Consider the following 26,216-nt stretch of genomic DNA (forward strand, 5'->3'; position numbering starts at 1 on the left):
CAATTCGAGGCATGTGTGAACATCTGTTAACTAAAAAAACTTTTTCGCATGATTAGTTATTTTTGTCAACTTAAGAAATAACTAGCAGCATTACTATGACCACGGAAAAATACTTCCCTTTCTTCTTTTATCATTGACTTGCTGATTTTATCAATGAGTCTCATATACTCCGCAACTGTAGAAATAGATAATCTATCATTTTCTTGAGCTTCTTGAGCTTCTTGAGCTTCTTGAGCTTCTTGAGCTTCTTGAGCTTCTTGAGCTTCTTGAGCTTCTTGAGCTTTATTAACTTCTAACGTTGTTTGTGCTTCGTAACCTACTTCAATAGTTGATTTAAGGTCAATATACTGAGTTAATGGGAGTGGTTGTTTATAATCAGGAAATTGGTCGACATAACTCTGAGTGTTAAAAGCTTGGAGATGTGAATTATTAGATGATATAGTAAAAATATTTCCTATTTTTATTGCCCAATGATGTCTATATATTTCTCTTTCTTCGAATTTTAAAGATTCTTTAATATCTCTTAGATATCTATCAAAATCTTTAAATTTTTCTCTTCTTGTTTCTCTAGTATCTTCTTCATTAAATTCAATATCGTCTCTAGTTTTTATATTTATAGATTTTAATTTTTTAAAATTTACATATATATTTTGTTCTTTAGAATCATATATGATGGTTGTAATTTGAGCTAAGGAAATTTCTTTCTCAAAGCGCTCAATAGTTATTAAAGCAGGGTACTTCTTGAGCAAATCAAGATTTTCCTGAGTTAATATTTTATATAAAATCCGGATGTCTTGATTTGTGTATTCCAAAAAACGACTTGTGTGAAAACTAATTTGATATTCTTCGTCAAGTTGTTTGATTTGATGTTCAGTACTAACTTGTAATATATGAAAGTAACTCATTTTAAAATATAATCTCAGAAAATTAAAAAACCCCGCATTAAGCGAGGTTTTTATAACATGAAATCAATTGATTAGCTAATAAATCAACCAATCAATTTCTTCATTAATTCATTCACTTGAGCTGGGTTGGCTTTGCCTTTCGCAGCTTTCATCACTTGACCAACAAGACCGTTGAAAGCTTTCTCTTTACCAGATTTATACTCTTCAACCATCTTCTCATTGGCAGCAAGTACGTCTTTAATAATTGCTTCAATCGCGCCTGTATCAGTTTCCTGTTTTAAGCCTTTCTCAGCAATAATCTCGTCCGCAGATTTGCCTTCGTCCCACATAAAGCCGAATACTTGCTTAGCGATCTTACCGTTAATTGTGTTGTCCACAATACGCGCGATCATACCGCCAAGTTTTTCCGCAGATACAGGAGAATCAGCCAAGTCTAAGCCTGCTTTATTTAAAGCACCTGAGAATTCGCCCATTACCCAGTTTGCAGCAATCTTACCTTGTGCCGCACCACCAGCCGCAGCAACTACAGCTTCGTAAAATTCTGACATTTCACGAGTCAATGTTAGCACGTGAGCATCGTACTCAGTCACACCAAAGTCCGCCACGAAACGTGCACGACGTGCAGCAGGAAGCTCAGGCATAGTTGCTTTAATGGCTTCAATTTGCGCGTCAGGAATAATCACAGGCAACAAATCTGGATCAGGGAAGTAGCGGTAATCGTTCGCTTCTTCCTTCGAACGCATTGAACGCGTTTCCATCTTCACTGGATCGAACAAACGTGTTTCTTGATCAATGGTGCCATCCCATTCCAAAATTTCCATTTGACGTTCAATTTCAACATTGATCGCTTGTTCAATGAAACGGAATGAGTTCAAGTTTTTAAGCTCACAACGTGTACCGAATGGCTGACCTGGACGACGTAGCGACACGTTACAGTCCGCACGGAACGAACCTTCAGCCATGTTGCCGTCAGAAATACCTAACCAACGAACCAGTGTGTGAATCGCTTTAATGTAAGCAACCGCTTCTTCAACCGAACGCATATCTGGCTCAGATACTATTTCCAATAAAGGTGTGCCTGCACGGTTTAAGTCAATACCTGACATGCCTTCAAATTGGTCGTGAATCGATTTACCTGCATCTTCCTCAAGGTGTGCACGGGTTACGCCAATGCGTTTGGTTGTGCCATCTTCAAGTTGGATGTCGATATGACCCAAGCCTACAATCGGGTTATCCATCTGGCTGATCTGGTAGCCTTTTGGAGAATCCGGGTAGAAGTAGTTTTTACGTGCAAATACAGAGGCTTGGTCGATGTAGGCATCAATACCCAAGCCAAAACGGATTGCCAAATCCACCACTTCTTTATTCAACACAGGCAAGACGCCTGGCATAGCTAAATCAACAAGGCTGGCTTGCGTATTTGGGTCTTGACCAAATTCGGTTGATGAGCCCGAGAAAATTTTAGAATTGGTTGCAAGCTGAGTGTGAATCTCAATACCAATTACGACTTCCCAGCCATCAATCAGGTTTGATTTGGGTTTAGCAGTATTCTTCGCCATTATGCGTTCTCCTCAGCAATTGCAGCGCGTTGAGTATGCCAATCTGTCGCTTGTTGATACTGATGTACCACAGATAACAATTGTGATTCAGACCAGTAATTGCCAATCAATTGTAAACCCACAGGCAAGTGATCTTGGTCAAAACCAACAGGCGCACTAATTGCAGGTAAGCCCGCTAAGTTCACCGCGATGGTGTAAATATCACCCAAATACATTTCAACAGGGTCTAAAGACGCGCCAATTTTGTAGGCAGTTGTTGGTGCAGTTGGTGCTGCAATCACATCGACCTGTTCAAAGGCTTTTAAGAAGTCTTGCTGAATTAAACGACGGACTTTTTGTGCTTTCACGTAGTAAGCATCGTAATAACCCGCAGAAAGAGCATACGTACCAATCAAGATACGACGTTGCACTTCTGCACCAAAACCTTCAGAACGCGAGCGTTTGTAAAGGTCTAAAATATCTTGAGGATTTTCTGCACGGTAGCCATAACGCACACCATCGTAACGAGAAAGGTTAGATGATGCTTCTGCAGGGGCAATCAGATAGTAAGTTGGCACGTAGCTTTCAGTCATGTTGAGATCAATCTCAACCAATACTGCGCCCAATTCTTCTAATTTTTTTAGTGATTCTTCAACACGTGCTTTCACCGCAGCATCTAAACCAGCCACATTGAAGTATTGTTTCGGAATACCAATGCGTAAGCCTTTGAGCGTTGTTGCATTCAGGTTCGCGACATAATCTTCAACCGCTTTATCCATAGAGGTTGAGTCTTTGGCGTCATGACCTGCCATTACATTCATTAAATATGCGCAGTCTTCTGCAGAGCGTGCCATTGGGCCTGCCTGATCTAAAGATGATGCATAAGCGATGATGCCGTAACGTGAAACACGTCCGTAAGTTGGTTTGAGACCAGTCAAACCACAGAAAGACGCAGGCTGACGGATTGAACCACCTGTATCTGTACCTGTAGCAAATGGTGCAAGGTCAGCCGCCACGACAGCAGCAGAACCACCTGACGAACCACCCGGTACATGGTCAAGTGCCCATGGGTTTTTGGTCGCGCCATAGAACGAACTTTCAGAGGTTGAACCCATTGCGAATTCGTCCATGTTCACTTTACCCAAAGTGACCAAACCTGCATTTTTACCTTGTGCCACCACAGTTGCGTCATAAGGCGAGATAAAATTGTCCAGCATTTTTGAACCCGCAGAGGTTTTAATGCCTTGGGTACAAAAAATATCTTTATGTGCAACAGGAATACCTGTCAGTGCTGTCGCTTGACCCGCCTGACGTAATGCATCGGCTGCATCCGCCTGTGCCAGTGCTACTTCATTGGTCACGGTGACATAAGAGCGCACTTGCGGATCAATTTTGGCAATACGTTTTAAATAATGTTCTGTTAGTTCGCGAGAGGAGAATTTGGCTGCCGCTAAACCCTCAGAGATTTCACGAATCGATAAGCGATGTAAATCTGTCATGAGAAAAATTCTTTTACCTTTTTATGAAGTCAAAATGTAACAGCCGAATAAATTATTCAATCACACGTGGAACAAGGTACAAGCCATCCTGAACTGCAGGGGCAACAGCTTGATATTGCTCACGATGATTCTGTTCGGTTACGACGTCTTCACGTAATGGTTGAGGGTGGTCAAATGGGCTTTTTAAAGGCTCAACGTCATCGGTATTTATGCCTTTTAAGCTTTCCATCATGCCTAAAATTTTATTTAGACTTTGAGCATACTCAGCAGATTGCGTATCATTGAGTTTAAGACGAGCAAGATGGGCAATTGCTGAAACTGTTTGTGCATTTAAATCTGCAGAATGCTGAGCATCCGAGGTAGACATAACATCACCTAAAATCAGTATTAATAAAAAATTTCAAAATATCGTGCGTTATAATAAGCGATTGACTTGTTCAACGCACCACATTTAGTTAAAGTTGCCAACTTGCGTCCACATAAAGTTTAATCGAGAACGACTCCGTGATTCTAAAACGACTAATTGGCTTGTTTTCGCCAGACCTAGCCATTGATTTAGGTACAGCAAATACACTTATTTATGCGCCAGGACGAGGCATTATATTAAATGAACCGACGGTTGTGGCAATTCGTCACAGCGGTTCACAGAAAATTGTTGCCGCAGTCGGTCTTGATGCCAAACAAATGTTGGGTCGTACCCCTGCAAATATTTCTGCAATTCGCCCTATGAAAGATGGTGTAATCGCTGATTTTGAAGTGACTGAAACCATGCTTAACCAATTTATTGGTAAAGTGCATGAAAAGCGCTTATTCCCACCTGCACCACGTGTAGTGGTGTGTGTGCCATGTAAATCTACCTTGGTAGAACGCCGTGCCATTCGTGAAGCGGTATTCAATGCGGGTGCTCGTGATGTCCGCCTGATTGAAGAACCGATGGCCGCTGCAATTGGTGCGGGTATGCCAGTTGAGCAAGCTTGTGGTTCTATGGTGGTCGATGTTGGCGGTGGTACAACAGAAATCGCCATTATTTCATTACAGGGTTGCGTGTATTCAGATTCATTGCGTATTGGTGGCGATGTGTTTGATGAGCAAATCATTAACTATGTGCGTAAGGCGCATGGCTGTGTGATTGGTGAAACCACAGCAGAAACCATTAAAAAAGAAGTGGGCATGGCATTGCCAGATGAAGGTGCTAAACCACTGGAAATTGAAGTTCGTGGTCGTAACTTGGCTGAAGGTGTGCCGCGTGCCATTACGGTTACTTCAGATGAAATCACCCAAGCGATTTCTGATCCGCTACAAAGCATTGTTGCCGCAGTGAAATCTGCATTGGAACAAACGCCTCCTGAATTGTCTTCAGATATTGCAGAGCGTGGTATTGTGTTGACAGGTGGTGGTGCGTTGTTACGTAACCTAGATAAGCTATTGGCACAAGAAACAGGTCTACCTGTGGTTGTGGCAGAAGAACCATTAACTTGCGTGACCCGTGGCGGTGGCAAGGTCTTGGAATTCTTTGATAATCCAAACCACGATATGTTATTTGTTGGCTAAACATAGGATTCGGCGGTGCAAACAAATCTGTTTTCCAGACAACCGCCATCTTTTCGCTCTTTTATCATTGCGGTCATTACCTGCTTGGTCATCCTGTTTTTTAACTGGCGTGTTCCGCATGTAATCCAACCTGCACGAGATGTTTTGTATGCGGCGTATAACCCAATTTATGCCCTTGCAAGCTATCCCGTATTGTCGCGAGAATGGCTAAGTCAACAAAGTAAGTCTGAAGCTCAATTGCGTCGTGAAAATACTGCGATGCAGGCAGAGTTGTTACAGGCTCAAGTTCGCTTGCAAAAATTATCTGAACTTTCTGCAGAAAATACCCGCTTACGTGGGTTGCTGGATACGCCATTGATCATTGATGGACGCATGGAAATTGCCGAAGTGATTGGCACCGATGCTGACCCATTGCGACATATTATTGTGATTAACCGTGGCTCTCAAAATCAGTTAAAAGTCGGACAAACTGTTTTAGATGATAAGGGAATTATGGGGCAGATTATTTCTGTTTATCCGCATAGTAGCCGTGTCATGCTGCTTTCAGACAAAGAACATTCACTCTCTGTACGTCTAGAACATACTGGTATGCGTGCCATTGTGTCTGGTACGGGTGACCTTGGTCGTTTAAAAATGGAATATGTACCGACCAGTGCCAATATTCAAGTTGGAGAAAAAGTCTATAGCTCTGGCTTGGGCGAGCATTTTCCAGCAGGTTATTTGGTTGGAAGCATTGCTAAAATTAGCCGTCATAATTCAGGTGAGTTTGCCCAAATTGATGTCGTGCCTGCAGCACAATTGGCAGGTGGGCATCATGTAGTGGTGTTATTCTCAGAATCTTTAGCGAAGGAGCAGCCAAATGCCAATCGCTAAATTAGGACAAACCCGACTAGGGCAAAACAAGAATAAAGACCCACTGTTTCCGATTATTTTTTCGGTAATTGCAGCATCGGTACTTATGGTGTATCCATTGTCATACGCAGGTTCTGGCTGGCGACCATTATTTATGTTAATGGTGACCCTATTTTGGGTGCTTGGACAACCAACCTGGTGTGGCATTTGGTTTGCCTTTGGCACAGGTTTATTTGCCGACTTACTTCTCGATGCACCTTTGGGTATGAATGCCCTAAGTTTTGTGGTGATTACTTTTGTGGCACGTTTTCTGACCCGTGAACGCCGCATCATGACTTTTGCTAATTTATGGGTGATCAGTGTAATTGCGATTTTGGCACACCTTGCCATTATGTGGGTGTTGCAAGTTATGGGGGGAATACAGTTCCCGTTCGCCCGTCATTGGCAGCCTGTGCTGAGTAGCATTTTGCTTTGGCCCGTGTTGTATTATTTCTTAAGAAAATGGCGCATTTAATTCTCGCCTCAAGTTCACCGCGACGTCGGGAGCTGCTACAACAACTTGGACTGGAATTTGAAATTTACAGTCCAGACATTGATGAATCTGTTTTGGTTGGTGAAGACGTTGCCGCTTATGTTGAACGTCTGGCACGTGCCAAAGCCGATGCTGTGCTCAGTGTATTTCCTGATGCCATTGTGATTGCTGCCGACACCAGTTTAGGGGTGGATGGGCAGATTTTGGGTAAGCCTGAATCTAAGGCACATGCCTTTGCCATTTGGTCACAACTCTCTGGTCGAAAACATGATGTTTTTTCAGGAGTTTGTGTGGGTACAAAACAGAAAAAATCCAGTATAGTGGTACGTACACAGGTTGAATTTCAATCGCTTAGCCTAGATGATATGGAAAGTTACTGGGTAACAGGTGAGCCGATTGGCAAAGCGGGAGCGTACGCAATTCAAGGCATTGCAGCACGTTATATTCCGCGTATTGAGGGGAGCTACAGTAATGTTGTGGGCTTACCTTTGCATGAAACCGTACAGTTATTACAGACAGTTAAGGCACTAAATTAACTGCTGCACAAAAATTTTTATAATGTTTTGAGTTTTATTATGTCTGACGAGTTGTTGATTAATGTCACACCGATGGAGTGTCGGGTGGCGTTAATTCAAAACGGCACGGTCAATGAATTATTCGTTGAACGTACTGCCAAGCGTGGTCTGGTGGGCAATATTTATAAAGGCAAAGTCGTGCGTGTGCTACCAGGTATGCAAGCTGCTTTTGTCGATATTGGCTTATCACGTACTGCTTTTTTGCATATTAATGACATGATTTGGCCACGTAGCCAGCCAACACCCAATGTATTTGAGTTGTTGCAGCCAGGGCAAATTCTCACGGTACAAGTCATGAAGGATATGCTGGGTACTAAAGGCGCCCGACTGAGCACTGATCTTTCCATTCCTTCGCGTTATTTGGTCTTAATGCCGTATGGCAGTCATATTGGCGTATCACAACGCATTGAGTTGAGCGAAGAACGAGAACGTTTGCGTGGCATCATAGAAAGCATTCAGGCAGAGCATAAACTTCCAGGCTCAGTGATTGTCCGTACAGCAGCCGAAGGGGTAGATGAAGCCGCTTTGGTGCAAGACATGTGCTATTTGGCAAAACTGTGGGAATACATTCAGCGGAAACAAATCAGTATTGCCGTACCCTCATTAATTTTTGAAGAACTGCCTTTACCACAACGCGTGATTCGTGATTTAGCCAATGACAATACCGCCAAAATTTATGTCGATTCACGTGAAATTCATGCAAAATTAAAAGAGTTTGTAGATGAATTTGTGCCGAATATGCACAATCGTCTGATTCATTATCCTGGTGAGCGACCACTGTTCGATTTATACAATGTCGAAGAAGATATTCAAAAGGCACTGCAAACCCGTGTGGCATTAAAGTCGGGCGGTTATCTGATGATTGATCAGACTGAAGCCATGACCACCATTGATGTGAATACAGGCTCTTATGTCGGTGGGCGGACTTTAGAAGACACCGTATTTAAAACCAATATGGAAGCCACGCAGGTGATTGCTCGCCAGTTACGTTTGCGTAATTTAGGTGGCATCATCATTATTGACTTTATTGATATGCAGGAAGTGCAGCACCGAGATGAAGTCTTGAGTCAGTTCGAGCGGATGCTAGAACGTGACCATGCCAAAACCAAAATTACCCAAGTGTCTGAATTGGGTTTGGTAGAAATGACCCGTAAACGCACCCGTGAATCTTTAGAACATTTACTGTGCGAAGCCTGTCCAACCTGTCAGGGGCGAGGATATGTCAAAACAGCTGAGTCAATGTGTTACGAAATTTTTCGAGAAATTTTAAGATATGCCCGTGCATTTGAGTCACAACGTGGCTTTACTGTCGTTGCGCATCCATCGGTGATTGACCGATTGTTAACTGCCGAAGCGCCAGCAGTCGCGGATTTAGAGCATTTTGTTAGTCGTGTGATTAAATTTCAGGTGGAAAATTTATATACGCAAGAGCAATACGATATCATTCTGAGCTGAAATTGTAACAGGATGTCGCTAAACAGTTGTTACATCTGAAATTTTACTTTTTTGAGCGAATTCTCAATACTAAGCATACACAGTCAGTAGCCAAAACCGAACATCTCCCTCGGTTTAGCAAATGAGGTATGTCATGGGTATGAGTGAAGCAGTGATTAAAAAAAGTTTGAAAGTCTTAGATCGTAAAGTGACACATAACGGTTATATTTTGGATGAGCAAGGTAAGGAAACTCAAATTACTACAGCAATGATTAGCGCAGTTTGTCAGCAATTATTAAAACAGTGTCGTAGTATTCAAAAATAAGGGGCATAAATTGCCCCTTAATTGATTCTATTGAATTATTTTTCTGATGGATTGACGTATCAATCCACGATTTTATTGACCCCTTCAGGCGCATCAATAATCTGTTCAAAACGCTGAATTTCATCTTCCAAGTGTTGCAATAAGTTTTGCATTTTCGGTAAGGCATGACGACAAGCAGTTAAACCAACTTCTAATTTGTCTAAATAGCTGGTCATGGTAATGTTTAAAGCTTGTCCATCTAACACGATTGAAGCAGGGTATAGTGCATCTAGCTTTGCACCATTCCAATACAAAGGTTCACGTGGGCCAGGTACATTGGAAATAACCAAGTTAAAGGCCTGACGCTTTGGCATAATGCCTGACAAAATATTTAAACCAGCAGCGCCGTAAACAAAAGCACTATAGTTCATAATTTGATTGGCATTCATGCGCTTAAAACGCTGCTTGGCATTTTGTACACTGCGGCGCACAATTTTTAAACGCTCAAGCGGATCTTCTTTGTGCGTACCCAAGTTGGCTAAAATCATGGTGATTCGATTAGATACTTCAGAATCGTCATCACGAATAGAGGCAGGCACCATCGCAATTAAAGGTTTTTTCGGTAAAGCATATTGGCTGAGTAAGTACTCACGCAATGCGCCTGAGCAAATTGCCAGTACCACATCATTAATGGTTACGCCCAAAGCTTTAGCAATACGGTGCAAACGTGCAAACTCAAAAGATTGAGCGGCAAAACGACGTGAGGCGCTCACACGTTGGTTTAAGATGGTGCTTGGTGCTTGGAAGCTGGAGACATAATCAGGGTTACGTCCCATATCTTTGGCAACAGTTTGTGATACTTCATAAACTGCGCGAGGGGTTGCTTCAAACTGACCTTTAACTCCACCAAAAATTTTCTTTAAACGGCTGACTTTCGGTTCTTTCAGGCGTTTAGCACGTGGGCCTTCTACACACCAAGGTGGTACAATTCTTTTTGCATTTTCGTCGTGCGAAAGGGATTTTTCCACCAAACGCATGCCAGCAATACCATCTACCATGGCATGATGAATTTTAAAGAACATCGCAAAACGATTATCTTCAATACCTTCAATAATATGGCAAGTCCAGAGTGGTTTGGCGCGATCAATCAACGAGCTGTGTTCTTGTGAAATATAAGTTAATAATTCACGAATACGGCCTGGCTTTGGCAAGGCGATATGACGGAAGTGATGATCGAGATCGAACTCTTCATCTTCATCCCAAAATAGACCATTGAGCTTATTGTTAAATGGTGCAATAGGCATCGACTTTGAATTGCGAATATCGGCAACCAAGTCTTGAATAAAAGTGGCTGGTGCATGTTCTGGAATTTGGAATAAGAATAATCCGCCCACATGCATGGGCTGTTGACGTTTTTCGAGTGATAGGAAAATAAAATCAATAGGGTGTAATGGACGCATATTGTGGATTGCCTCACTGCAATTTCTACGCTTGTTCTTATCTGAACAAGGTTTTTAGAGTTATATAAGATTTAATTTCAGTATATCTTTTTTATCAAACAAATATAGTGGTTTTTGCGCCATCGCAAGTCAATAAAAATCACAGTAAAACTGTGATTTTTATTGTAGTAACAGATTTGTTATTTTAAATTTCCAGCATGTAGACCGCATTCTTTGTGCGTTGCTTCTTCCCACCACCAACGACCTTCGCGTTCATGTTGGTTTGGGAGCACAGGGCGGGTGCAAGGTTCACAGCCAATCGAAATAAAACCTTTTTCATGCAAACGATTGTATGGAATTTCCATCATGCGAATGTAGTTCCACACGTCACTGCTTGACCAGTTTGCCAGTGGATTGTATTTAATTAGTTGTTTATTTGGACCAGCAAAACCTGCATCGGCTTGTACCACTGGAATATCTTGACGTGTACCTGGGCTTTGATCTTTACGTTGCCCTGTAATCCAGCCATCTAGTGTTGCCAGTTTTTTTCGTAAAGGTTGAACTTTACGAATTCCACAACATTCCTGATGTCCATCTTCAAAAAAGCTAAACAAGCCTTTTTCTTGTACCAATTGTTGGACTGCTTCGGTTTCAGGAAAGCAAATTTCGATCTCAATATTATAATATTTGCGTACAGTTTCTAAAAATTGATAGGTTTCAGGATGCAAACGTCCTGTATCTAAACTAAATACACGAAATGGCAAACCTAAATTAGACGCCATATCAATCAGTACCACATCTTCTGCGCCAGAAAAAGAAATTGCAACTTCACCCTGCTGGTTCAAAGCAAGTTTTAAAATCTCGCTAGGCGATTTGTCTGTATATTCGGTTGCGAGTGCATCAACGATATCTATAGTTGGAATGGTGGTCATTATATGTTCCTAGCATTCGGCTTGGAGAAGCTAATCTTACTGAATTAAGCGCTTATTTTAATAGAATTGTCAAAACTCTATTATCACTAAAAAATAAATGCTTATGAACTAAATAGATTTAAAAAAGAACAAGGCAAAAACCGAATCTTCGGCTATGATAGTGAAAATTTTTATTGGTATTTTGGGAGAACCCATGGAAATCGTATGTCTTGATCTTGAAGGTGTGTTAGTTCCAGAAATTTGGATCAACTTTGCTAAAAAAACTGGAATTAAAGAACTAGAAGCAACTACACGTGATATTCCAGACTACGATGTGTTGATGACTCAGCGTTTAAATATTCTAAAACAGCATGGCTTGGGTTTGAATGATATTCAAGCGGTGATTGCGGATATGGGGCCATTCCCTGGCGCGAAAGAGTTTGTAGAGTGGGTGAGCACACACTTCCAATTGATTATTCTTTCAGACACGTTCTATGAGTTTGCACATCCGTTGATGAAGCAATTGGGCTGGCCAACAATTTTCTGTCACAAATTAGAAACAGATGAAAATGGCATGATTACAGCATACAAATTGCGTCAACCCGACCAAAAGCGTCAGGCGGTTAAAGCCTTACACGGTTTAAATTTCCGTGTAATTGCTGCAGGCGATTCATATAACGACACCACGATGCTAGGTGAAGCGGACAAAGGTTTCTTATTTGATGCACCTGATAATGTGATTGCAGAATTCCCACAATTCCCTGCAATTCATGGTTATGCAGCATTAAAAGAAGCAATTCGTGGTGCTTCGGTACGAGATATTCCTGCTTAATCTGAAGCTGAGTACAACAAAAGGCATCATTTGATGCCCTTTGTTTTTATGCGATATGAACTGTGAACTATTTAGAAGCGGTAGCCAATATTTAATCCATATGCAACAGCGTAATTATTTTCAAACTTGCCTGCTTCCGTGTGTGCACCTGTGACGGCATCAGCATCACCTAACCAGAAGTATTTAAATCCTGCACCAATGAAATAATTTTCGGTAGGTGAGTAGCGAACACCTGTACCCACACTCCAGTAGCCTTCAGTTGGACCTAAGGTCGTAACAGGGTTGCCGGCACCAGAATCCCAGCCTAAAGATACATTACCACCCCAACGATCATTGAACTTACGCCCTACACCAACAGTTGCAGAAATTTGGTCATCTTTATAGTCAATAAGGTTAAATCCATTAGGTTTGGTGGGTACATAACCAGCTTGGCCTAATATTTGAGTAAGCTTGCCAAATTTGTATGGTTGTACTTTAAAATTTGACCAGTCCACCCAGCGAAGGTTTGCAAATGCAACGGTGTTCGCCATAATTCCTGTTTGGAAATCTAGATTGACAGATTGTGGTGTTGTTAGTTGTGTTTTACCTGTAGTAGAACTAATTTGCGTCATGGTTTCATCTAGTGTAGGTATTTGGGTAAATCCTATTGCACCAAAGTTTTCATAAGCAGTCATTTCATGCTCAATTTCAGAGCGGTAAGTAACAGAAGCTTTAAGTGCGATTTGAGGGATTTGATACGCAACACCCGCTAACCAACCCACAGACTCATCTTCACCGGTTTTAAAATCATAACCATTAAAGGCTGAATATGCAGTACCACGTAAAATAACAGTACCATCTACTGTCTGATATACAGCACCAGCATATAGATTCCAATTTTCATTAGGTTGATAACCCACTAACAAGTTTAAATTTTGGGTATCAACCACAACAGAAGTACTGCCTTGAAATGGTACAGGTCTACTTTCAACAAAATTATTTTTCCCAAAATATTCAGCATCGGCGCCAAAAGGTTGATCGTAAATTAAACCAATCGACACTTTGTTAGTTGCTTGAACTTTTAATGCAGCGTGTGGGAAGTAATAATCACCTGCCATGTCATCTGCTTGGTGTTTATTTTTGTCTTGACCAGATACATTTGGATCTAAAATTGAAATACCTGCTTCTGCATAATTACCCGGTTGTAAAAATGCAGCAATAGATTGACCGGAACGGTCTAAACCAGCAGCAATCGCAGGTGTAAGTGGGAGAGTGCTAAGTAAAATAGCCGAATAAATTCTATTGAGCTTCATGGTCGTTCCCTGATGCTTTATGTAACAAAAAGTGCAGGAAAAGTAACACATTTGAAAAAAGAGTAAATGCTCAATTTCGCAGAATAAATGAACTGAATAAGTTATAAATAGCAGTTGATTAGAGTAAAAGTACTATTTTAAGGTCTTAAGTAAATGAATTTTATTAAATAATTTTTTAGGGTAATATTTGGGAAAATATGTGTTTAATTGTTTTAAATTTAAACATTAGGTTGGCACTTGTATAAAAACGAAGAGCTTTAAGTGTAAAAAACCACCCCGAAGGGTGGCTGTTTTAGAAAATATTGAATTAGAAGCGGTAACCGATTTTTAAGCCATAAGCCAAAGCATCATTATCTTCAAAATTTGCTACATACTCTGAACCGCCTGCTTGAGCACCAGTTTGTGCTTTCGCATCCCCTAACCAAAAATATTTTACGCCACCAGCAATGAAGGTTGCTGGTGTTGGACTATATTGAACACCTAAACCAAGATTCCAATATCCTTCTGTTGGACCTAGAGTTGAAACAGGATTACCTGCACCAGAGTCCCAACCTACAGAAACGTTACCAGCCCATTGATCATTTAATTTACGACCTACACCTACGTTTGCAGACCATTGGTCATCTGAATATTCTACAAGAGAAAAACCATTTGGACGCTTAACTAAAGGACCAACAGCTTCTGCAGCTTTACCAAACTTATACGGTGTGATTGAGAAATCTTTCCAGTTCACCCAGCGTACATTTGCAAATGCTACAGTATTCGCCATGATGCCTGTTTGGAAGTCTAAGTTCACCGATTGTGGTGTTGTAATTTTAGTTTTACCTTCAGCTGTGTTAGCTGCTGAAAACTTTGTTACTGCTTGGCCAATTCCTGCGATTTGTTGTGGTGTTAAACCTAAACTTGGTAGTTGACCAGCAAGACCTGGTAATGCAGCTGCTAAAGGAGTAGCTAGACTTAAGTTTTCATTGGCAACGAATTCATGATCAATTTCAGAGCGGTAAGTGACTGAAGCTTTTAATGCAATTTCAGGAATTTGAAATGCTGCACCAGCTAACCAACCTGCAGCAGAGTCTTCTTTAATGTCTGCATCGTATCCATTAAAAACGCTGTAAGCTGAGCCGCGTAGTTTTACATTACCTTTAATGGTTTGATATACACCACCACCATAAATATTAAAATTCTCAGTTGGTTGGAAGCCAAAAATCATAGAAATGTTTTGTGTATCAACTTCAACTGAAGTACTGCCTGTAGTAGCGCCGCCAATAGCTGTTGTTGTAATTGGTAGTGTACTTAGTACTCGATCTGTTGGTGCAGCAACAAAAACATTATTACCTGAATATTCGGCATCAGCACCAAAGGGTTGGTCGTAAAGCAGACCAAAAGAGAAGTTATCAGTAAGTTGGAATTTTAGTGCGGCACTTGGGAAATAGTAATCGCCCGCCATATCACCAATTTGACGATTTGTTGTGCTTGTGCCAGCTTCCTGTCCAGATACATCTGGATCTAATACAGAAATACCTGCTTCAAAATAGTTACCCGGTTGTAAGAATGCAGAGATTGACTGACCTGAACGATCTAGAGCAGCGGCAAATGCCCCGGTCATTGGTACAGTTGCTAAAATCATTGCTGTGCTTAGTGCTTTTAATTTCATTATACATTTCCCTTGGGCTATAAAGTCTTTTATGACAGTTTTTGTTGATGCTTTATGCTTTCATCTAGGATGATTTCGGCTTGTGCAAACCGAGACCATTTGTTACTCCATGTGACAAAAATATCACAATTAAAATAAGAGTAAATGCTCTAGAAAAAACTAATCAGTATAAAAAACACGCTGAATAGAGTATTTGTTCTAATTGGTATGGGTTTTTAGCTTGTTAGTCATTGAAATTAAATAATAAAATTTAAAAATCAATCTCTTGTTTAAATGTTTTTAATTGGTTAAAAAAAATACTTTTTTATCAAAACTCATTTTGTTGCAAGGCATATCTTGCAACAAAATGGGGTGCATTAACGTGTGGTTTTTCCAAGCTTTGCCAAAAGAATGACAGGAATCAGCCCAACCAATACAATTAGTAAAGCTGCTACGGCACCATCTTCATAAGTGCCCCTAGAGGCTTCTGCATATAGCTGGGTAGCGAGTGTTTCCATATTTAAGGGACGGAGCAACAAAGTGGCAGGCAGCTCTTTCATGCAATCTACAAAAATTAATAAAGCTGCAGAAATAATAGCAGGGCGTAATAATGGCAGGTGTACACGCCACAACAGTGCAAAGTTGTTTTGCCCTAAATTGCGTGCAGCATCATCAAAAACACCATGAATACGGTTATAGCCTGACTCAATGCCGCCCACCGAAATAGCTAAAAAACGCACAGCATAAGCATAAATAAGGGTAAAACTAGTACCGAGAAATAATAAACCTGTGTGTATCCCTAATTTAAACTCTAAAAAATCTGCAATGGCATGATCAATTTTTCCCAAAGCCAACATGAGACCAATGGCTAAAACAGTTCCTGGAATGGCATAACCTAAACTGGCAATACGGCTAAACCAGTGGTGTTTGCTAAAACGTGCCGCACTGACAATAAAGAAACCAATCAAAATAGTTACCACAGTTGCAAGACTGGCAAGGATTAGTGTGTTGATAGATGCTTGGATTAGAAAATCTGAGTACCCTGCATATTTAATACGTTTATAGGATTCGACCAATAAGTGACTGGTTGGAATTAAGAAACCAATACAGACAGGAATTAAACCTAAACCCAATAATACCAGTGCTTTAACACCTTTAACCGATTGTGCAGGCATTAAACGGCTACGTTGTGCAGAGTTCATATAGCGCTGTTTACGTCGTCCTAAACGCTCTACTAAAACCAATAAGGTAATGATCATCAACATGAAAATGGCAATTTGCGCTGCGCCTGCCAAGTCGGATTGATTGGTCCAGGTTGAATAAATCGACAAAGTTAAGGTTTTAATGCCTAAAAATTCTGTTGCACCAATATCATTAATGGTTTCCATTAAAACCAGACTAGTGCCCACAGCAATTGCAGGACGTGCCAGTGGAATTGCAACACGTAAAAACACTTGATCGGGTTTTAATCCTAATGTACGTGCAACCTCAATTAAACTGGCCGATTGCATCAGAAACATTGCACGGGTGCTTAAATACACATACGGATACAGCACAAAGCTAAGCAAGAAGATGCCGCCCCAAACGGTACGAATATTAGCAAACCAAAACTGTTGTAATTCTAAATTAAACCCATCCCGCAGGATACTTTGCACAGGGCCAATGGGGTGCAAAATGTCGATATAACTATACGCAATAATATAAGTTGGTACGGCTAAAGGCAGCAGTAAGGCCCAATCTAAAAATGCACGACCTCGGAATTGATACGCTGTTACAATCCATGCGCTGCCTGTACCAATCAGGATGGTGAGAATCCCCACACCCAACAATAAAATCCCTGTTTCTGCCAACGTGTGTGGAATTACATAACGCAGCAGATGTCCCCAAATTTCGCTATCACCTTGTAATGCTGTCCAAATTAAAGCGAGCACAGGTAAACAGGCGAGTAGCGTCAATAACCCACTGAGCGAAAATAAAAAATTAAATTTATTTTTAAGCATTGCAATAGAGGTACTAAATAAGGGGGAGGGATCAGCTGAGCATCTTACAGTGCAAAGCGCTGCACTGTAAGACAAAAGCAGAAAATTTTAGCGGTTAAACTGGACTTTATCGACCAATAAGTTGGCGGCTTTACGGTGACGTGCAATATCGCTTAAACGAATTGAATCAATATTCAGTTTGCCAAAACTAGCGATAATCGGGTCAATTTTTACCCCAGGTTTGACAGGGTATTCAAAGCCGTTTTGTGCGTAGATGGCTTGTGCGTGATCAGAAGCTAAAAACTCGAGCAGTTGTACAGCTTCTTTACGGTTTGGTGCATGTTTAGAAACCACTGCACCCGATACGTTTACATGCGTTCCACCATTTTTAAAACGTGGTAACACAACATTAATCGCATTGCCCCAGCGCTTTTGTTCCGCATCACCTGTACGCATCGTGCCGACATAATAGGTGTTGGCAACGCCAATATCACAAATTTTACCTAAAATATCACGTGCCACATCACGGTCACCACCGCTGGCTGGGCGAGCTAAATTGGCTTTCACACCACGCAACCAAGTTTCGGCTTGTTTTTCACCATGATGGGCAATATAAGCCGCAATTAAAGCAGTGTTATATGGATGGTTGCCTGAGCGAATACAGATTTTATTTTTCCATTTTGGATTGGCTAAATCTTCATAAGTAATCGCATTAAGCGGTGTACGGTCTTTAGAGGCGTAGACTGCACGTGCACGCATCGACAAAGCATACCAATGACCATTGGCAGCTCGTAAATTGGCAGGAATTGCGCTATTTAAGGTTTTAGAACTTACGCGCTGGGTTAAACCACTTTCTACTAAATCAACCAAATTGCCAAAATCTACAGTCAGCATCACATCGGCAGGAGAACGACGACCTTCTGCTTTTACACGTTCCAATAAACCATCTTTAATAAAAACCGTATTCACTTTTACCCCAGTTTTTTGGGTAAATTCGGTTAATAAGGTTTGAATCAGCACAGGTTCGCGCGTGGTGTATAAATTGACTTCCGCTGCTTGTGCGACACTTGCACCAAATGCAAGTAAACCTGTAACAAGCAATGATAGTTTCGACAATGGTTTCATACAGTATTCCTAATTAAAAATTTAAACCTGAACAGCAGCTTGAGTAGAAGATGAGGTAGTGGATGATTGTTCATCAGACGCCAAGAAATAACAGCTGTTTAAATCGACAGAAACATAGACCTGATCAGTAGGTTGAATATCTTGAAGGTGGTTCACTTGTGCTAAAAGCGTGAGATCATGATCGCGTAGTTTTAGATGCAGTTGTTGTGCATGACCCATAAAACTGGATGACACAATGCTTGCTGGTAATGCATTTTCACTTGGTGTTTGGCTGAGGCGCAATTGATGCGGACGGAAGCAGCAAACGATTGAGTCTTGAGCGTTTACATGTTCTGGTAAATCAATCTTGCCAAATACAGTGTGAATTTCTTGCTGCTTGATGCGCGTTGGAATTTCATTCAACGAAGAAAAATATCGTGCAGCAAACAACGTTTTCGGCTGTAAATAAAGTTGTTTCGGTGAACCAATTTGAATAATTTGCCCTTGATGCATCAAAATAATTTGATCGGCAATTTGCAATGCTTCTTCTGGGTCATGTGTCACGATAACCGTAGTCGTTGCAGTTTGTTTGAGGAGTTGAATGGTATTTTGACGAATTTGATCACGCAGACGATGATCCAAATTTGAAAAAGGTTCATCCATCAACAAAACTTGCGGTTCTGGTGCTAAGGCACGTGCTAAGGCAACGCGTTGTTGTTCGCCGCCCGAAAGTGTATATGGATAGCTGTCTTGATGATGCAACATGGAAACATGCGCTAAAGCTTGTTTGGCAATGGTTTCCCGCTGCGCTTTGGGAAATTTCTTTAAGCCAAACATAACATTGTCTAACACACTTAAATGTGGGAAAAGTGCATAATCCTGAAACACTAAACCAATATTGCGTGCTTCCGCAGGAATCTGTGCTTGCTCACTCCACAAGGTATTTTGTTCCAGTTGGATTGTGCCGCTGCTTGGTGTTTCCAAGCCTGCAATCAGACGTAGCATTGTGGTTTTGCCGCAGCCTGAATGACCTAATAAACACACAATTTGTCCACTCATCGCTGACCATGTTGCTTGTTGCACTGCAAAACGCGAACCAAACTTTTTACTGAGCTGTTGGATCGTCAAGACATTGGCAGGTTGAGCAGCGTACGCATTCATAGTTTATTCACACGACAAATTTTGTGCTCAAATGATAACTAAGAACTCTTCTCATGTAGAGTCTTTTTATCATTTAGAATGTAAATGATGTAGTTTTTGCTACAAAAAGTTGAAATATCAACTGAAAACAATAGGTTGGAATTTAAATTATTTTAAGTGCAGCACTTTATTTATGGGCTATTAAAAGGGGGGGCTTAAAAGCAAAAAGTTACTGCCGAAGCAATAACTTTTCAATTTTTAGAAATCTGTACTATGCGTACTATGCAAATTAAGGTTTTTTCGCATTAAGCACTCTAAATAAAATGTACATCAAGACCACCCATACAGGAATCATAATGACTGATTCTTTAAAGCCTTGAGTCCACATAATATAAAGTACCACTGCAATAAACGCTAAAACCAAATAGTTGCTAAATGGTGACCATAGCGCAGGGAACTTAGTTGGAATCGCTAATTTTTTCAGTGTGCTGGTAAATTTAAGGTGAGTCAAACTGATCATCGCCCAGTTTAAAACCAATGCACCCACAACAATATACATGAGGTGGCTTAAAGCTTCTTCAGGTACAAAGTAGTTCAACAATACACAGCCGAAAATTAATACCGCAGAGAATAATACTGCTGGAATTGGCACACCTTGTTTATTCACTTTTAGGAAAATTTTTGGTGCGTTACCTTGTTTGGCTAAACCAAACAGCATACGGCTGTTGGCATACATCCCACTGTTATACACAGAAAGTGCCGCAGTCAAAATCACGAAATTCAGTAAGTGCGCTGCCCATTCAATGCCCATTTGACTAAAAATCATCACGAATGGACTTTTATCTAAACCACCTAAATCTAACTGATTCCAAGGCACTAAAGACAATAGAATGGTGAGTGAACCGATATAGAAAATTAGAATACGGAACACCACTTGGTTAATGGCTTTAGGAATGGTTTTTTCAGGATCTTGCGCTTCTGCGGCTGCCATACCAATCAACTCAATGCCGCCAAAGGCAAACATGAGGAATGCCAGCATAAAGAACAAACCTTCAAAGCCATTCGGGAAGAACCCCCCATGCGCCCAAAGGTTGCTGAATGATGCGGTTGAATTGGCATCTGCAGAAAGTAAGAGATATAAACCAAACACAATCATCGAAACCACAGCAGCGACTTTAATGATTGCTAGCCAGAACTCTGATTCACCGTAGAACTTTACATTGCCCAAGTTAATAATGGTAATCACAATGAAAAAGAACAGTGCCGATGTCCAAGCAGGAATATGCGGCCACCAATAGTTAATGTATTTGGCAACTGCGGTGAGTTCTGCCATTGCCACCAAAATATACAAAATCCAATAGTTCCAACCTGCTAAAAAGCCGGGGAATTTACCTGCATATTTATAGGCAAAGTGACTGAATGATCCTGCAACGGGCTCATGAACAATCATTTCCCCCAATTGGCGCATAATTAAAAATGCAATAAGACCACCAATGGCGTAACCCAAAATAATAGAAGGGCCAGCAGATTGGATGACCTGCGCGGAACCTAAGAATAAGCCTGTACCAATTGCGCCACCCATGGCAATCAATTGAATATGGCGGTTCTTTAAGCCACGCTGAAGTTGTGAAGACTCGTTGTTCAAAGTATTCAGCCCGACAAGGAAAAAGTGACAAGATTGTAATAGATCAAATTTCATTAGCCTAGTAGCTAGGAAATAATGAAATAAATTTATAATAAATATTAAAATATTTTATGGTTTTTATTTGTATAAAAGATAAGTGAATCAATATATTAATTTTATTTTTGCCTTATAAATCAAGATGACTGGTTAGGGTGAAATTTACCAAATGTTGTTTTTTTATACTTAAGTCAAGACCGCGATACCTTTTGAATAAAAACCGTTATGATGCAAAAGGGTCTTTTTATATGGCCATAACAATCAAAAAACAAGGGAATAAAATTCATGCGTTTTGCACCACAAGTTAAAATTCCAGCAACATATATGCGTGGCGGTACCAGTAAAGGTGTATTTTTTAAACTTGATGATTTACCTGCAGCAGCGCAGCTGCCAGGCAAAATTCGAGATCAAATTTTATTGCGTGTGATTGGCAGTCCAGACCCTTATGCCAAGCAAATTGATGGAATGGGCGGTGCAAGCTCAAGTACCAGTAAAACCGTAATTTTAGCCAAAAGCACTCAACCCGATCACGATGTCGATTATTTGTTTGGGCAAGTTTCGATTGATCAGCCATTTGTCGATTGGAGTGGCAACTGCGGTAACTTAACAGCTGCAGTCGGTGCATTTGCGATCAGCAATGGCTTGGTTGATGCCAGTAAAATTCCACAAAACGGCATTTGTACCGTACGTATTTGGCAGAAAAATATTGAAAAAACCATTATTGCGCATGTTCCAATGACGCATGGTCAGGTGCAGGAAACGGGTGATTTTGAGTTGGATGGCGTGACTTTTCCTGCCGCAGAAGTACAAATTGAATTCTTAGACCCTGCCGATGATGGCGAAGAAGGTGGGGCGATGTTCCCAACTGGAAATGTGGTGGACACTTTGCATGTGCCAGATATTGGAACATTCCAAGCGACCTTTATTAATGCGGGTATTCCAACAATTTTCCTAAATGCAGAAGAAATTGGTTATACAGGCACAGAACTGCAAGATGCAATCAATGGTGATGCACAAGCTTTGGCACGTTTTGAAACCATTCGCGCTTATGGTGCTAAACAAATGGGTTTGATTCAGGAAATTGCTGAAGCTGAAAAACGCCAACATACGCCAAAAATTGCCTTTGTTTCTGCGCCAAAAAGTTATGTATCTTCAAGTGGTAAACAAATTCAGGCTGAAGATACCGATTTATTGGTACGTGCATTGTCGATGGGTAAATTACACCATGCCATGATGGGTACAGCAGCAGTCGCGATTGGTACAGCTGCAGCCATTCCGGGAACATTGGTCAACTTGGCTGCGGGCGGGGGAGAGCGTGAAGCAGTGCGCTTTGGACATCCATCAGGTACGCTTCGTGTGGGTGCGCAAGCCGTGCAGGAAAATGGACAATGGCAAGTCAAAAAAGCTGTGATGAGCCGTAGTGCACGTGTATTAATGGAAGGTTGGGTGCGTGTACCTGCGGAAACATTAGAATAAGTTTTGCTTCGAACAGATTTGGGGTTTGTTGACATTTCATAAATGGCTTGCGCTGTAGGCTAAAACTGAGCAGATCAGGCATGAAACGCAGGGAATAGTGAGACTATTGCCAAGTTTCATAACGCAATCTGAGAAAGTTTTAGCCACAGCCTTTCAGGACGAGCATATTTTTTGCTGCTATTGCGTTATGTGCCAGTCATTTAGAATGACTAAATTTCCTGTCCCATGCCTTATATCAGCTAAAAAATATGCGTTGTCGCAAACATAGATGAAGTGTCAACAGACCCTAATTAACTACATATAGCCTCTATCTCGATAGGGGCTTTCTTATGGCTGAAATGTTATATCAGTTCAGTTAAGGCTTAAAAAACTTTGAATTACAGGTACAATGCTGCAACACAGGCAGCTTACTGCTTATTAGACATGAACCAACCACTCGAGGCGAATGTGTCATCACTTCACGATTTACAGGCGCATGCATTAACCGCAGCCCAACAACGTATTCAGCAAGACTTGCTTACCGCTTTAGAGGCTTTTGCATTGCCAGAACCGTTAAAGTCTGCCGTGCATCATGCCGTCATGTTGGGTGGTAAGCGTGTTCGTCCTGCCTTGTGTTATGCCACCGCAGCATTAAGACCGAATCAGAACTCTGCTGCGGTACGCCGTGCTGCGGTTGCAATTGAACTGATCCACTGTTATTCGTTGGCACATGATGATTTGCCGTGTATGGACAATGACTTATTGCGTCGTGGGCAACCAACTTGCCATGCCGCGTATGGTGAAGATACAGCATTGTTGGCAGGCGATATTTTACAGTCGATGGCATTTGAAATTTTAGGCAGTCGTTTGTTTGATCAGGCTGCTGCGGTAGATCAAGGCATTGTCCTCAAGCAGATGCAAATTTTAGCCACTGCTTCTTCAAAAATGGTCTGTGGACAGGTTTTAGATTTGCAGTCTGAAGGTAAACAGGTTGACCAGGCGACTTTGGAGAATATCCACCGCAATAAAACAGGGGCTTTAATTTCTGCAGCGGTGATGATGGCAGCTGTGACCGTGTTTGATGGGCGAGATAAAGCGATTCCGCAATTGCGTGAATATGCACAGGCGATTGGTTTAGCCTTTCAGGTACAAGACGATATTTTAGATATTATTTCGGATACTGAAGTACTAGGTAAAACTGCAGGGAAAGATGAACAAGTTGAAAAATCGACCTATCCTGCACTCATGGGCTTGGAAAAAGCACAAGCTTATGCACAAGAATTGCACGATCAAGCCTTTGCTGCGTTGGCATATTTTAAAACTGATACCGTCTTAGAGTTACAACAAATTTCCGAGTTTTTATTGTCACGTAAAAGCTAAATTATTCTAGATGGAGGGCTTGTGGCTCTCAATACTCAAAAGCGAGCAGATGCTCGCTTTTTTGTGCTTTATGAAAGTGTTGGCTGTTTTAAGCAACACACTTTAATGCAGATTCTATACGGCTTTATTCTTGTAGCGTTGCATCAGGTGGTAAAATTGCTTTGCCTTGTTTTAAGCTGTCTAAAGCCTCGCGGTTAAAATCTACCAACAAAGAATTATTTTGTGGATCAATCGCATAACGGCTAATTAATTTTTGATCGCCTTGTAAGGTTTCAAGGCGGTATTCATCTGCAATATTCATAATGCCGTCTAAATTAATGGTGGCAGATGCTTTGTCTTGGCGAAATAACTCGTAAATATCACGCAGGTCAAAAATTGCATTTTGTGCGTCAGGATGTTTTTCAAAATAATTTTGCAAATGACGAATAAATAATTGCGCAAACATAAAGTAATTTGGTTTGTGGGTATAGTCTAAGCTCATGTGTTTACTCCTTATTATTCAAATTTTTAATGCTTACTAGGAATAGCACACTCTGGGTGAAAAATTAAAGAAACTCAGGGTCTAAGTTGCAAAAACTACACAAAATTTTGTGCGGCTTAAACTAAGCTGAAACCTGAAGTTGCGATGATCTCTCTATAAATTTAAAAACTTTGCAACGAACCGCTCAATTGGTGTTTTGGAAAAAATAATCACAACTGACTTATCTATTTGTTAAAGCGATTAAGAGCCCTACGGAGTAGTGGAATTCTAAAATATCAAGTATTTGAATAAAAAATCATCCGAAAGACTAAGACTTATGAACTAGCAAGTGAAATCATAAATCAGGTACAATTGGCGTGATTAATTTTGTGTTTGGTGTATTTGAAGGCCAATACATACATTCTTTGTTAATAAATAGGCCTGCCAGGAGTTATCCCCGCATGAGTGCCATTACTCCATACGAATGGGCAATTATTGCCTTCGTGATCGGCGTTACATTTTTATGCGTCTTTATGCTGACCGTTCCTTTACTCCTTGGGGGTAAATCATGGGGGCGTGCGAAGCAAGAGCAGTTTGAGTCGGGTGTTGTAGGTGCTGGTGGAGCACGTATCCGCTTATCTGCAAAGTTCTATTTGGTTGCAATTTTCTTCGTTGTTTTCGACTTAGAAGCACTTTATCTATACGCATGGGCAGCTTCTGTTCGTGAAGTAGGTTGGGTGGGCTTTGCAACGGCTGCTGTATTTATTTTAGTTTTACTCGTTGGCTTAATTTATGAATTATCAACTGGTGCGCTGAACTGGGCTCCATCTGATAAGCGTAAAGCAGCAGGGATTAAACCTAAAATTGGTTCGCCAAATATGGATCTTGCAGAAATCACACGCTTTAACTCAATTGAAGAATTGGTAACGGACCCTACCGGTCAAATTCCAGCTCAATCCTCTGGTCGTGTAAAAAAATCTGCGACTACCTCATCTGACAAGGAGTAACTCGGGATGAAATATACCTTAACCCGTGCGAATCCCGATGCTGATCAATATCCACTTCAAGAGCGTCAGATCGTAACCGATCCGCTTGAAGAAGAAGTGAATAAAAATGTGTTCATGACTCGTTTAGAGGACTTGGCACATACAGCAGTAAACTGGGGACGTAAGAACTCAGTTTGGCCGTTTAACTTTGGTACATCGTGCTGCTACGTAGAGTATGCAACTACCTTAACAGGTGTGCATGACTTGTCACGTTTTGGTGCAGAAGTTATTCGTGCTTCACCGCGTCAGGCAGACTTGATGATTGTTGCAGGTACGTGTTTTGTGAAAATGGCACCTGTAATTCAACGTTTGTACGAGCAAATGCTTGAGCCTAAGTGGGTAATCTCAATGGGCGCATGTGCAAACTCAGGTGGTATGTACGACATTTATTCAGTTGTGCAAGGTGTGGATAAAATCATTCCTGTGGATGTGTACATTCCGGGTTGCCCACCACGTCCTGAAGCATTAATCCAAGCATTGATGTTATTACAAGACCAAATTCAATTAGAGCGTCGTCCGTTGTCTGCGGTGATTGGTGATGATCTTAAGCCAGTATATAAGCCGAAGATGATGCCAGAACGTGACCGTAAGAATGCGCAGCGTATTGCGGTGAAAAACTTACGCTCTATGGATGAAATTAAATAATTTAAACGTACAAATATTGATGCACCCGA

General features: G+C 41.1%; 24 protein-coding genes. 11 read left to right on the plus strand and 13 right to left on the minus strand.

The features are described from left to right. Positions 1–65: 65 nt before the first annotated feature. From CF596_RS07260 to gatC, 4 genes are all read right to left on the minus strand, one after another. Entirely contained in the window at positions 66–905 is an 840-nt protein-coding gene (locus CF596_RS07260) for a hypothetical protein (protein WP_096901760.1), read from the minus strand. Positions 906–988: 83 nt separating this feature from the next. Next, positions 989–2,464 carry an Asp-tRNA(Asn)/Glu-tRNA(Gln) amidotransferase subunit GatB gene (gatB, locus tag CF596_RS07265; protein ID WP_096901762.1) on the minus strand — a complete coding sequence of 492 codons (1,476 nt, stop codon included), beginning with the start codon at positions 2,462–2,464 and terminating at the stop codon, positions 989–991. Continuing rightward, positions 2,464–3,942, minus strand: a complete 1,479-nt coding sequence (gatA, locus tag CF596_RS07270; protein WP_004975402.1) for an Asp-tRNA(Asn)/Glu-tRNA(Gln) amidotransferase subunit GatA — start codon at positions 3,940–3,942, stop codon at positions 2,464–2,466. Before gatA ends, gatB begins: the two co-directional genes overlap by 1 nt. Before the next feature lie 52 nt (positions 3,943–3,994). After that, positions 3,995–4,309, minus strand: a complete 315-nt coding sequence (gene gatC, locus CF596_RS07275; protein ID WP_004975405.1) for an Asp-tRNA(Asn)/Glu-tRNA(Gln) amidotransferase subunit GatC — start codon at positions 4,307–4,309, stop codon at positions 3,995–3,997. Positions 4,310–4,446: 137 nt separating this feature from the next. Here gatC and CF596_RS07280 point away from each other — a divergent pair, with 137 nt between their 5' ends. The 6 genes from CF596_RS07280 (at position 4,447) to CF596_RS14725 (ending at position 9,211) form a co-directional block, all read left to right on the plus strand. Then, entirely contained in the window at positions 4,447–5,493 is a 1,047-nt protein-coding gene (locus CF596_RS07280) for a rod shape-determining protein (RefSeq protein ID WP_096901763.1), read from the plus strand. 15 nt (positions 5,494–5,508) lie between these two features. Next, complete coding sequence (gene mreC / locus CF596_RS07285) at positions 5,509–6,366, plus strand: rod shape-determining protein MreC (RefSeq protein ID WP_096901766.1); 858 nt, start codon at positions 5,509–5,511, stop codon at positions 6,364–6,366. Then, complete coding sequence (gene mreD, locus CF596_RS07290) at positions 6,353–6,859, plus strand: rod shape-determining protein MreD (protein ID WP_096901768.1); 507 nt, start codon at positions 6,353–6,355, stop codon at positions 6,857–6,859. The genes mreC and mreD overlap by 14 nt, the downstream gene beginning before the upstream one ends. Then, positions 6,847–7,413 (plus strand): Maf-like protein, encoded by a 567-nt coding sequence (locus CF596_RS07295; RefSeq protein ID WP_096901771.1) that lies wholly within the window; start codon positions 6,847–6,849, stop codon positions 7,411–7,413. Before mreD ends, CF596_RS07295 begins: the two co-directional genes overlap by 13 nt. A gap of 39 nt (positions 7,414–7,452) precedes the next feature. Next, positions 7,453–8,907: a ribonuclease G gene (gene rng / locus CF596_RS07300; RefSeq protein ID WP_096901773.1), complete on the plus strand. Its 1,455-nt coding sequence runs from the start codon at positions 7,453–7,455 to the stop codon at positions 8,905–8,907. 133 nt (positions 8,908–9,040) lie between these two features. Further along, positions 9,041–9,211, plus strand: a complete 171-nt coding sequence (locus CF596_RS14725) for a PA1571 family protein (RefSeq protein ID WP_096901775.1) — start codon at positions 9,041–9,043, stop codon at positions 9,209–9,211. Between the two features lie 59 nt (positions 9,212–9,270). On the opposite strand, the gene CF596_RS07310 is transcribed toward CF596_RS14725, so the two are convergent. Next, entirely contained in the window at positions 9,271–10,650 is a 1,380-nt protein-coding gene (locus CF596_RS07310; protein ID WP_096901778.1) for a wax ester/triacylglycerol synthase family O-acyltransferase, read from the minus strand. A 179-nt stretch (positions 10,651–10,829) separates the two neighbouring features. After that, entirely contained in the window at positions 10,830–11,561 is a 732-nt protein-coding gene (locus CF596_RS07315) for a phosphoadenylyl-sulfate reductase (RefSeq protein WP_096901780.1), read from the minus strand. A 193-nt stretch (positions 11,562–11,754) separates the two neighbouring features. Between CF596_RS07315 and thrH the strand changes: the two genes are divergently transcribed. Continuing rightward, on the plus strand, positions 11,755–12,372 hold the full coding sequence (gene thrH / locus CF596_RS07320; RefSeq protein WP_096901782.1) for a bifunctional phosphoserine phosphatase/homoserine phosphotransferase ThrH: 618 nt from the start codon (positions 11,755–11,757) through the stop codon (positions 12,370–12,372). A gap of 71 nt (positions 12,373–12,443) precedes the next feature. On the opposite strand, the gene CF596_RS07325 is transcribed toward thrH, so the two are convergent. From CF596_RS07325 to CF596_RS07350, 6 genes are all read right to left on the minus strand, one after another. Next, a complete protein-coding gene (locus CF596_RS07325; protein WP_096901784.1) occupies positions 12,444–13,664 on the minus strand; it encodes an outer membrane protein transport protein in 1,221 nt (406 codons plus the stop codon). Between the two features lie 307 nt (positions 13,665–13,971). Next, complete coding sequence (locus tag CF596_RS07330) at positions 13,972–15,318, minus strand: outer membrane protein transport protein (protein ID WP_096901786.1); 1,347 nt, start codon at positions 15,316–15,318, stop codon at positions 13,972–13,974. A 356-nt stretch (positions 15,319–15,674) separates the two neighbouring features. After that, positions 15,675–17,297, minus strand: a complete 1,623-nt coding sequence (locus CF596_RS07335; RefSeq protein ID WP_096901789.1) for an iron ABC transporter permease — start codon at positions 17,295–17,297, stop codon at positions 15,675–15,677. Positions 17,298–17,384: 87 nt separating this feature from the next. Continuing rightward, on the minus strand, positions 17,385–18,401 hold the full coding sequence (locus CF596_RS07340) for an extracellular solute-binding protein (protein ID WP_004975434.1): 1,017 nt from the start codon (positions 18,399–18,401) through the stop codon (positions 17,385–17,387). 21 nt (positions 18,402–18,422) lie between these two features. Continuing rightward, positions 18,423–19,541 (minus strand): ABC transporter ATP-binding protein, encoded by a 1,119-nt coding sequence (locus CF596_RS07345; RefSeq protein ID WP_096901791.1) that lies wholly within the window; start codon positions 19,539–19,541, stop codon positions 18,423–18,425. Positions 19,542–19,809: 268 nt separating this feature from the next. Beyond that, entirely contained in the window at positions 19,810–21,165 is a 1,356-nt protein-coding gene (locus tag CF596_RS07350) for an amino acid permease (RefSeq protein ID WP_171287414.1), read from the minus strand. A 321-nt stretch (positions 21,166–21,486) separates the two neighbouring features. On the opposite strand from CF596_RS07350, the gene prpF reads away from it, so the two are divergent. Beyond that, complete coding sequence (prpF, locus tag CF596_RS07355) at positions 21,487–22,677, plus strand: 2-methylaconitate cis-trans isomerase PrpF (protein WP_096901795.1); 1,191 nt, start codon at positions 21,487–21,489, stop codon at positions 22,675–22,677. A 447-nt stretch (positions 22,678–23,124) separates the two neighbouring features. Further along, a complete protein-coding gene (locus CF596_RS07360) occupies positions 23,125–24,036 on the plus strand; it encodes a farnesyl diphosphate synthase (protein WP_096901830.1) in 912 nt (303 codons plus the stop codon). Between the two features lie 124 nt (positions 24,037–24,160). Here CF596_RS07360 and CF596_RS07365 read toward each other — a convergent pair whose 3' ends face one another. Then, on the minus strand, positions 24,161–24,517 hold the full coding sequence (locus CF596_RS07365; RefSeq protein ID WP_096901797.1) for a hypothetical protein: 357 nt from the start codon (positions 24,515–24,517) through the stop codon (positions 24,161–24,163). Positions 24,518–24,957: 440 nt separating this feature from the next. On the opposite strand from CF596_RS07365, the gene ndhC reads away from it, so the two are divergent. Beyond that, positions 24,958–25,503 (plus strand): NADH-quinone oxidoreductase subunit A, encoded by a 546-nt coding sequence (gene ndhC, locus CF596_RS07370; RefSeq protein ID WP_004975445.1) that lies wholly within the window; start codon positions 24,958–24,960, stop codon positions 25,501–25,503. A gap of 6 nt (positions 25,504–25,509) precedes the next feature. Continuing rightward, the gene (locus CF596_RS07375; protein ID WP_004975447.1) at positions 25,510–26,187 is read left to right on the plus strand and encodes an NADH-quinone oxidoreductase subunit B; all 678 of its coding nucleotides are present in this window, start codon (positions 25,510–25,512) and stop codon (positions 26,185–26,187) included. Positions 26,188–26,216 lie beyond the last annotated feature (29 nt).

This window comes from Acinetobacter sp. YT-02 (assembly GCF_002412355.1).
Taxonomy (GTDB): Bacteria; Pseudomonadota; Gammaproteobacteria; order Pseudomonadales; family Moraxellaceae; genus Acinetobacter; species Acinetobacter towneri.

What these genes read in the sequence shown, in the direction of transcription:
- CF596_RS07260 (WP_096901760.1), bottom strand. Translation starts at nt 905, where the DNA reads ATGAGTTACTTTCATATATTACAAGTTAGTACTGAACATCAAATCAAA.
- gatB (WP_096901762.1), bottom strand. Translation starts at nt 2,464, where the DNA reads ATGGCGAAGAATACTGCTAAACCCAAATCAAACCTGATTGATGGCTGG.
- gatA (WP_004975402.1), bottom strand. Translation starts at nt 3,942, where the DNA reads ATGACAGATTTACATCGCTTATCGATTCGTGAAATCTCTGAGGGTTTA.
- gatC (WP_004975405.1), bottom strand. Translation starts at nt 4,309, where the DNA reads ATGTCTACCTCGGATGCTCAGCATTCTGCAGATTTAAATGCACAAACA.
- mreD (WP_096901768.1), top strand. Translation starts at nt 6,353, where the DNA reads ATGCCAATCGCTAAATTAGGACAAACCCGACTAGGGCAAAACAAGAAT.
- CF596_RS07295 (WP_096901771.1), top strand. Translation starts at nt 6,847, where the DNA reads ATGGCGCATTTAATTCTCGCCTCAAGTTCACCGCGACGTCGGGAGCTG.
- rng (WP_096901773.1), top strand. Translation starts at nt 7,453, where the DNA reads ATGTCTGACGAGTTGTTGATTAATGTCACACCGATGGAGTGTCGGGTG.
- CF596_RS14725 (WP_096901775.1), top strand. Translation starts at nt 9,041, where the DNA reads ATGGGTATGAGTGAAGCAGTGATTAAAAAAAGTTTGAAAGTCTTAGAT.
- CF596_RS07310 (WP_096901778.1), bottom strand. Translation starts at nt 10,650, where the DNA reads ATGCGTCCATTACACCCTATTGATTTTATTTTCCTATCACTCGAAAAA.
- CF596_RS07315 (WP_096901780.1), bottom strand. Translation starts at nt 11,561, where the DNA reads ATGACCACCATTCCAACTATAGATATCGTTGATGCACTCGCAACCGAA.
- thrH (WP_096901782.1), top strand. Translation starts at nt 11,755, where the DNA reads ATGGAAATCGTATGTCTTGATCTTGAAGGTGTGTTAGTTCCAGAAATT.
- CF596_RS07325 (WP_096901784.1), bottom strand. Translation starts at nt 13,664, where the DNA reads ATGAAGCTCAATAGAATTTATTCGGCTATTTTACTTAGCACTCTCCCA.
- CF596_RS07330 (WP_096901786.1), bottom strand. Translation starts at nt 15,318, where the DNA reads ATGAAATTAAAAGCACTAAGCACAGCAATGATTTTAGCAACTGTACCA.
- CF596_RS07335 (WP_096901789.1), bottom strand. Translation starts at nt 17,297, where the DNA reads ATGCTTAAAAATAAATTTAATTTTTTATTTTCGCTCAGTGGGTTATTG.
- CF596_RS07340 (WP_004975434.1), bottom strand. Translation starts at nt 18,401, where the DNA reads ATGAAACCATTGTCGAAACTATCATTGCTTGTTACAGGTTTACTTGCA.
- CF596_RS07345 (WP_096901791.1), bottom strand. Translation starts at nt 19,541, where the DNA reads ATGAATGCGTACGCTGCTCAACCTGCCAATGTCTTGACGATCCAACAG.
- prpF (WP_096901795.1), top strand. Translation starts at nt 21,487, where the DNA reads ATGCGTTTTGCACCACAAGTTAAAATTCCAGCAACATATATGCGTGGC.
- CF596_RS07365 (WP_096901797.1), bottom strand. Translation starts at nt 24,517, where the DNA reads ATGAGCTTAGACTATACCCACAAACCAAATTACTTTATGTTTGCGCAA.
- ndhC (WP_004975445.1), top strand. Translation starts at nt 24,958, where the DNA reads ATGAGTGCCATTACTCCATACGAATGGGCAATTATTGCCTTCGTGATC.
- CF596_RS07375 (WP_004975447.1), top strand. Translation starts at nt 25,510, where the DNA reads ATGAAATATACCTTAACCCGTGCGAATCCCGATGCTGATCAATATCCA.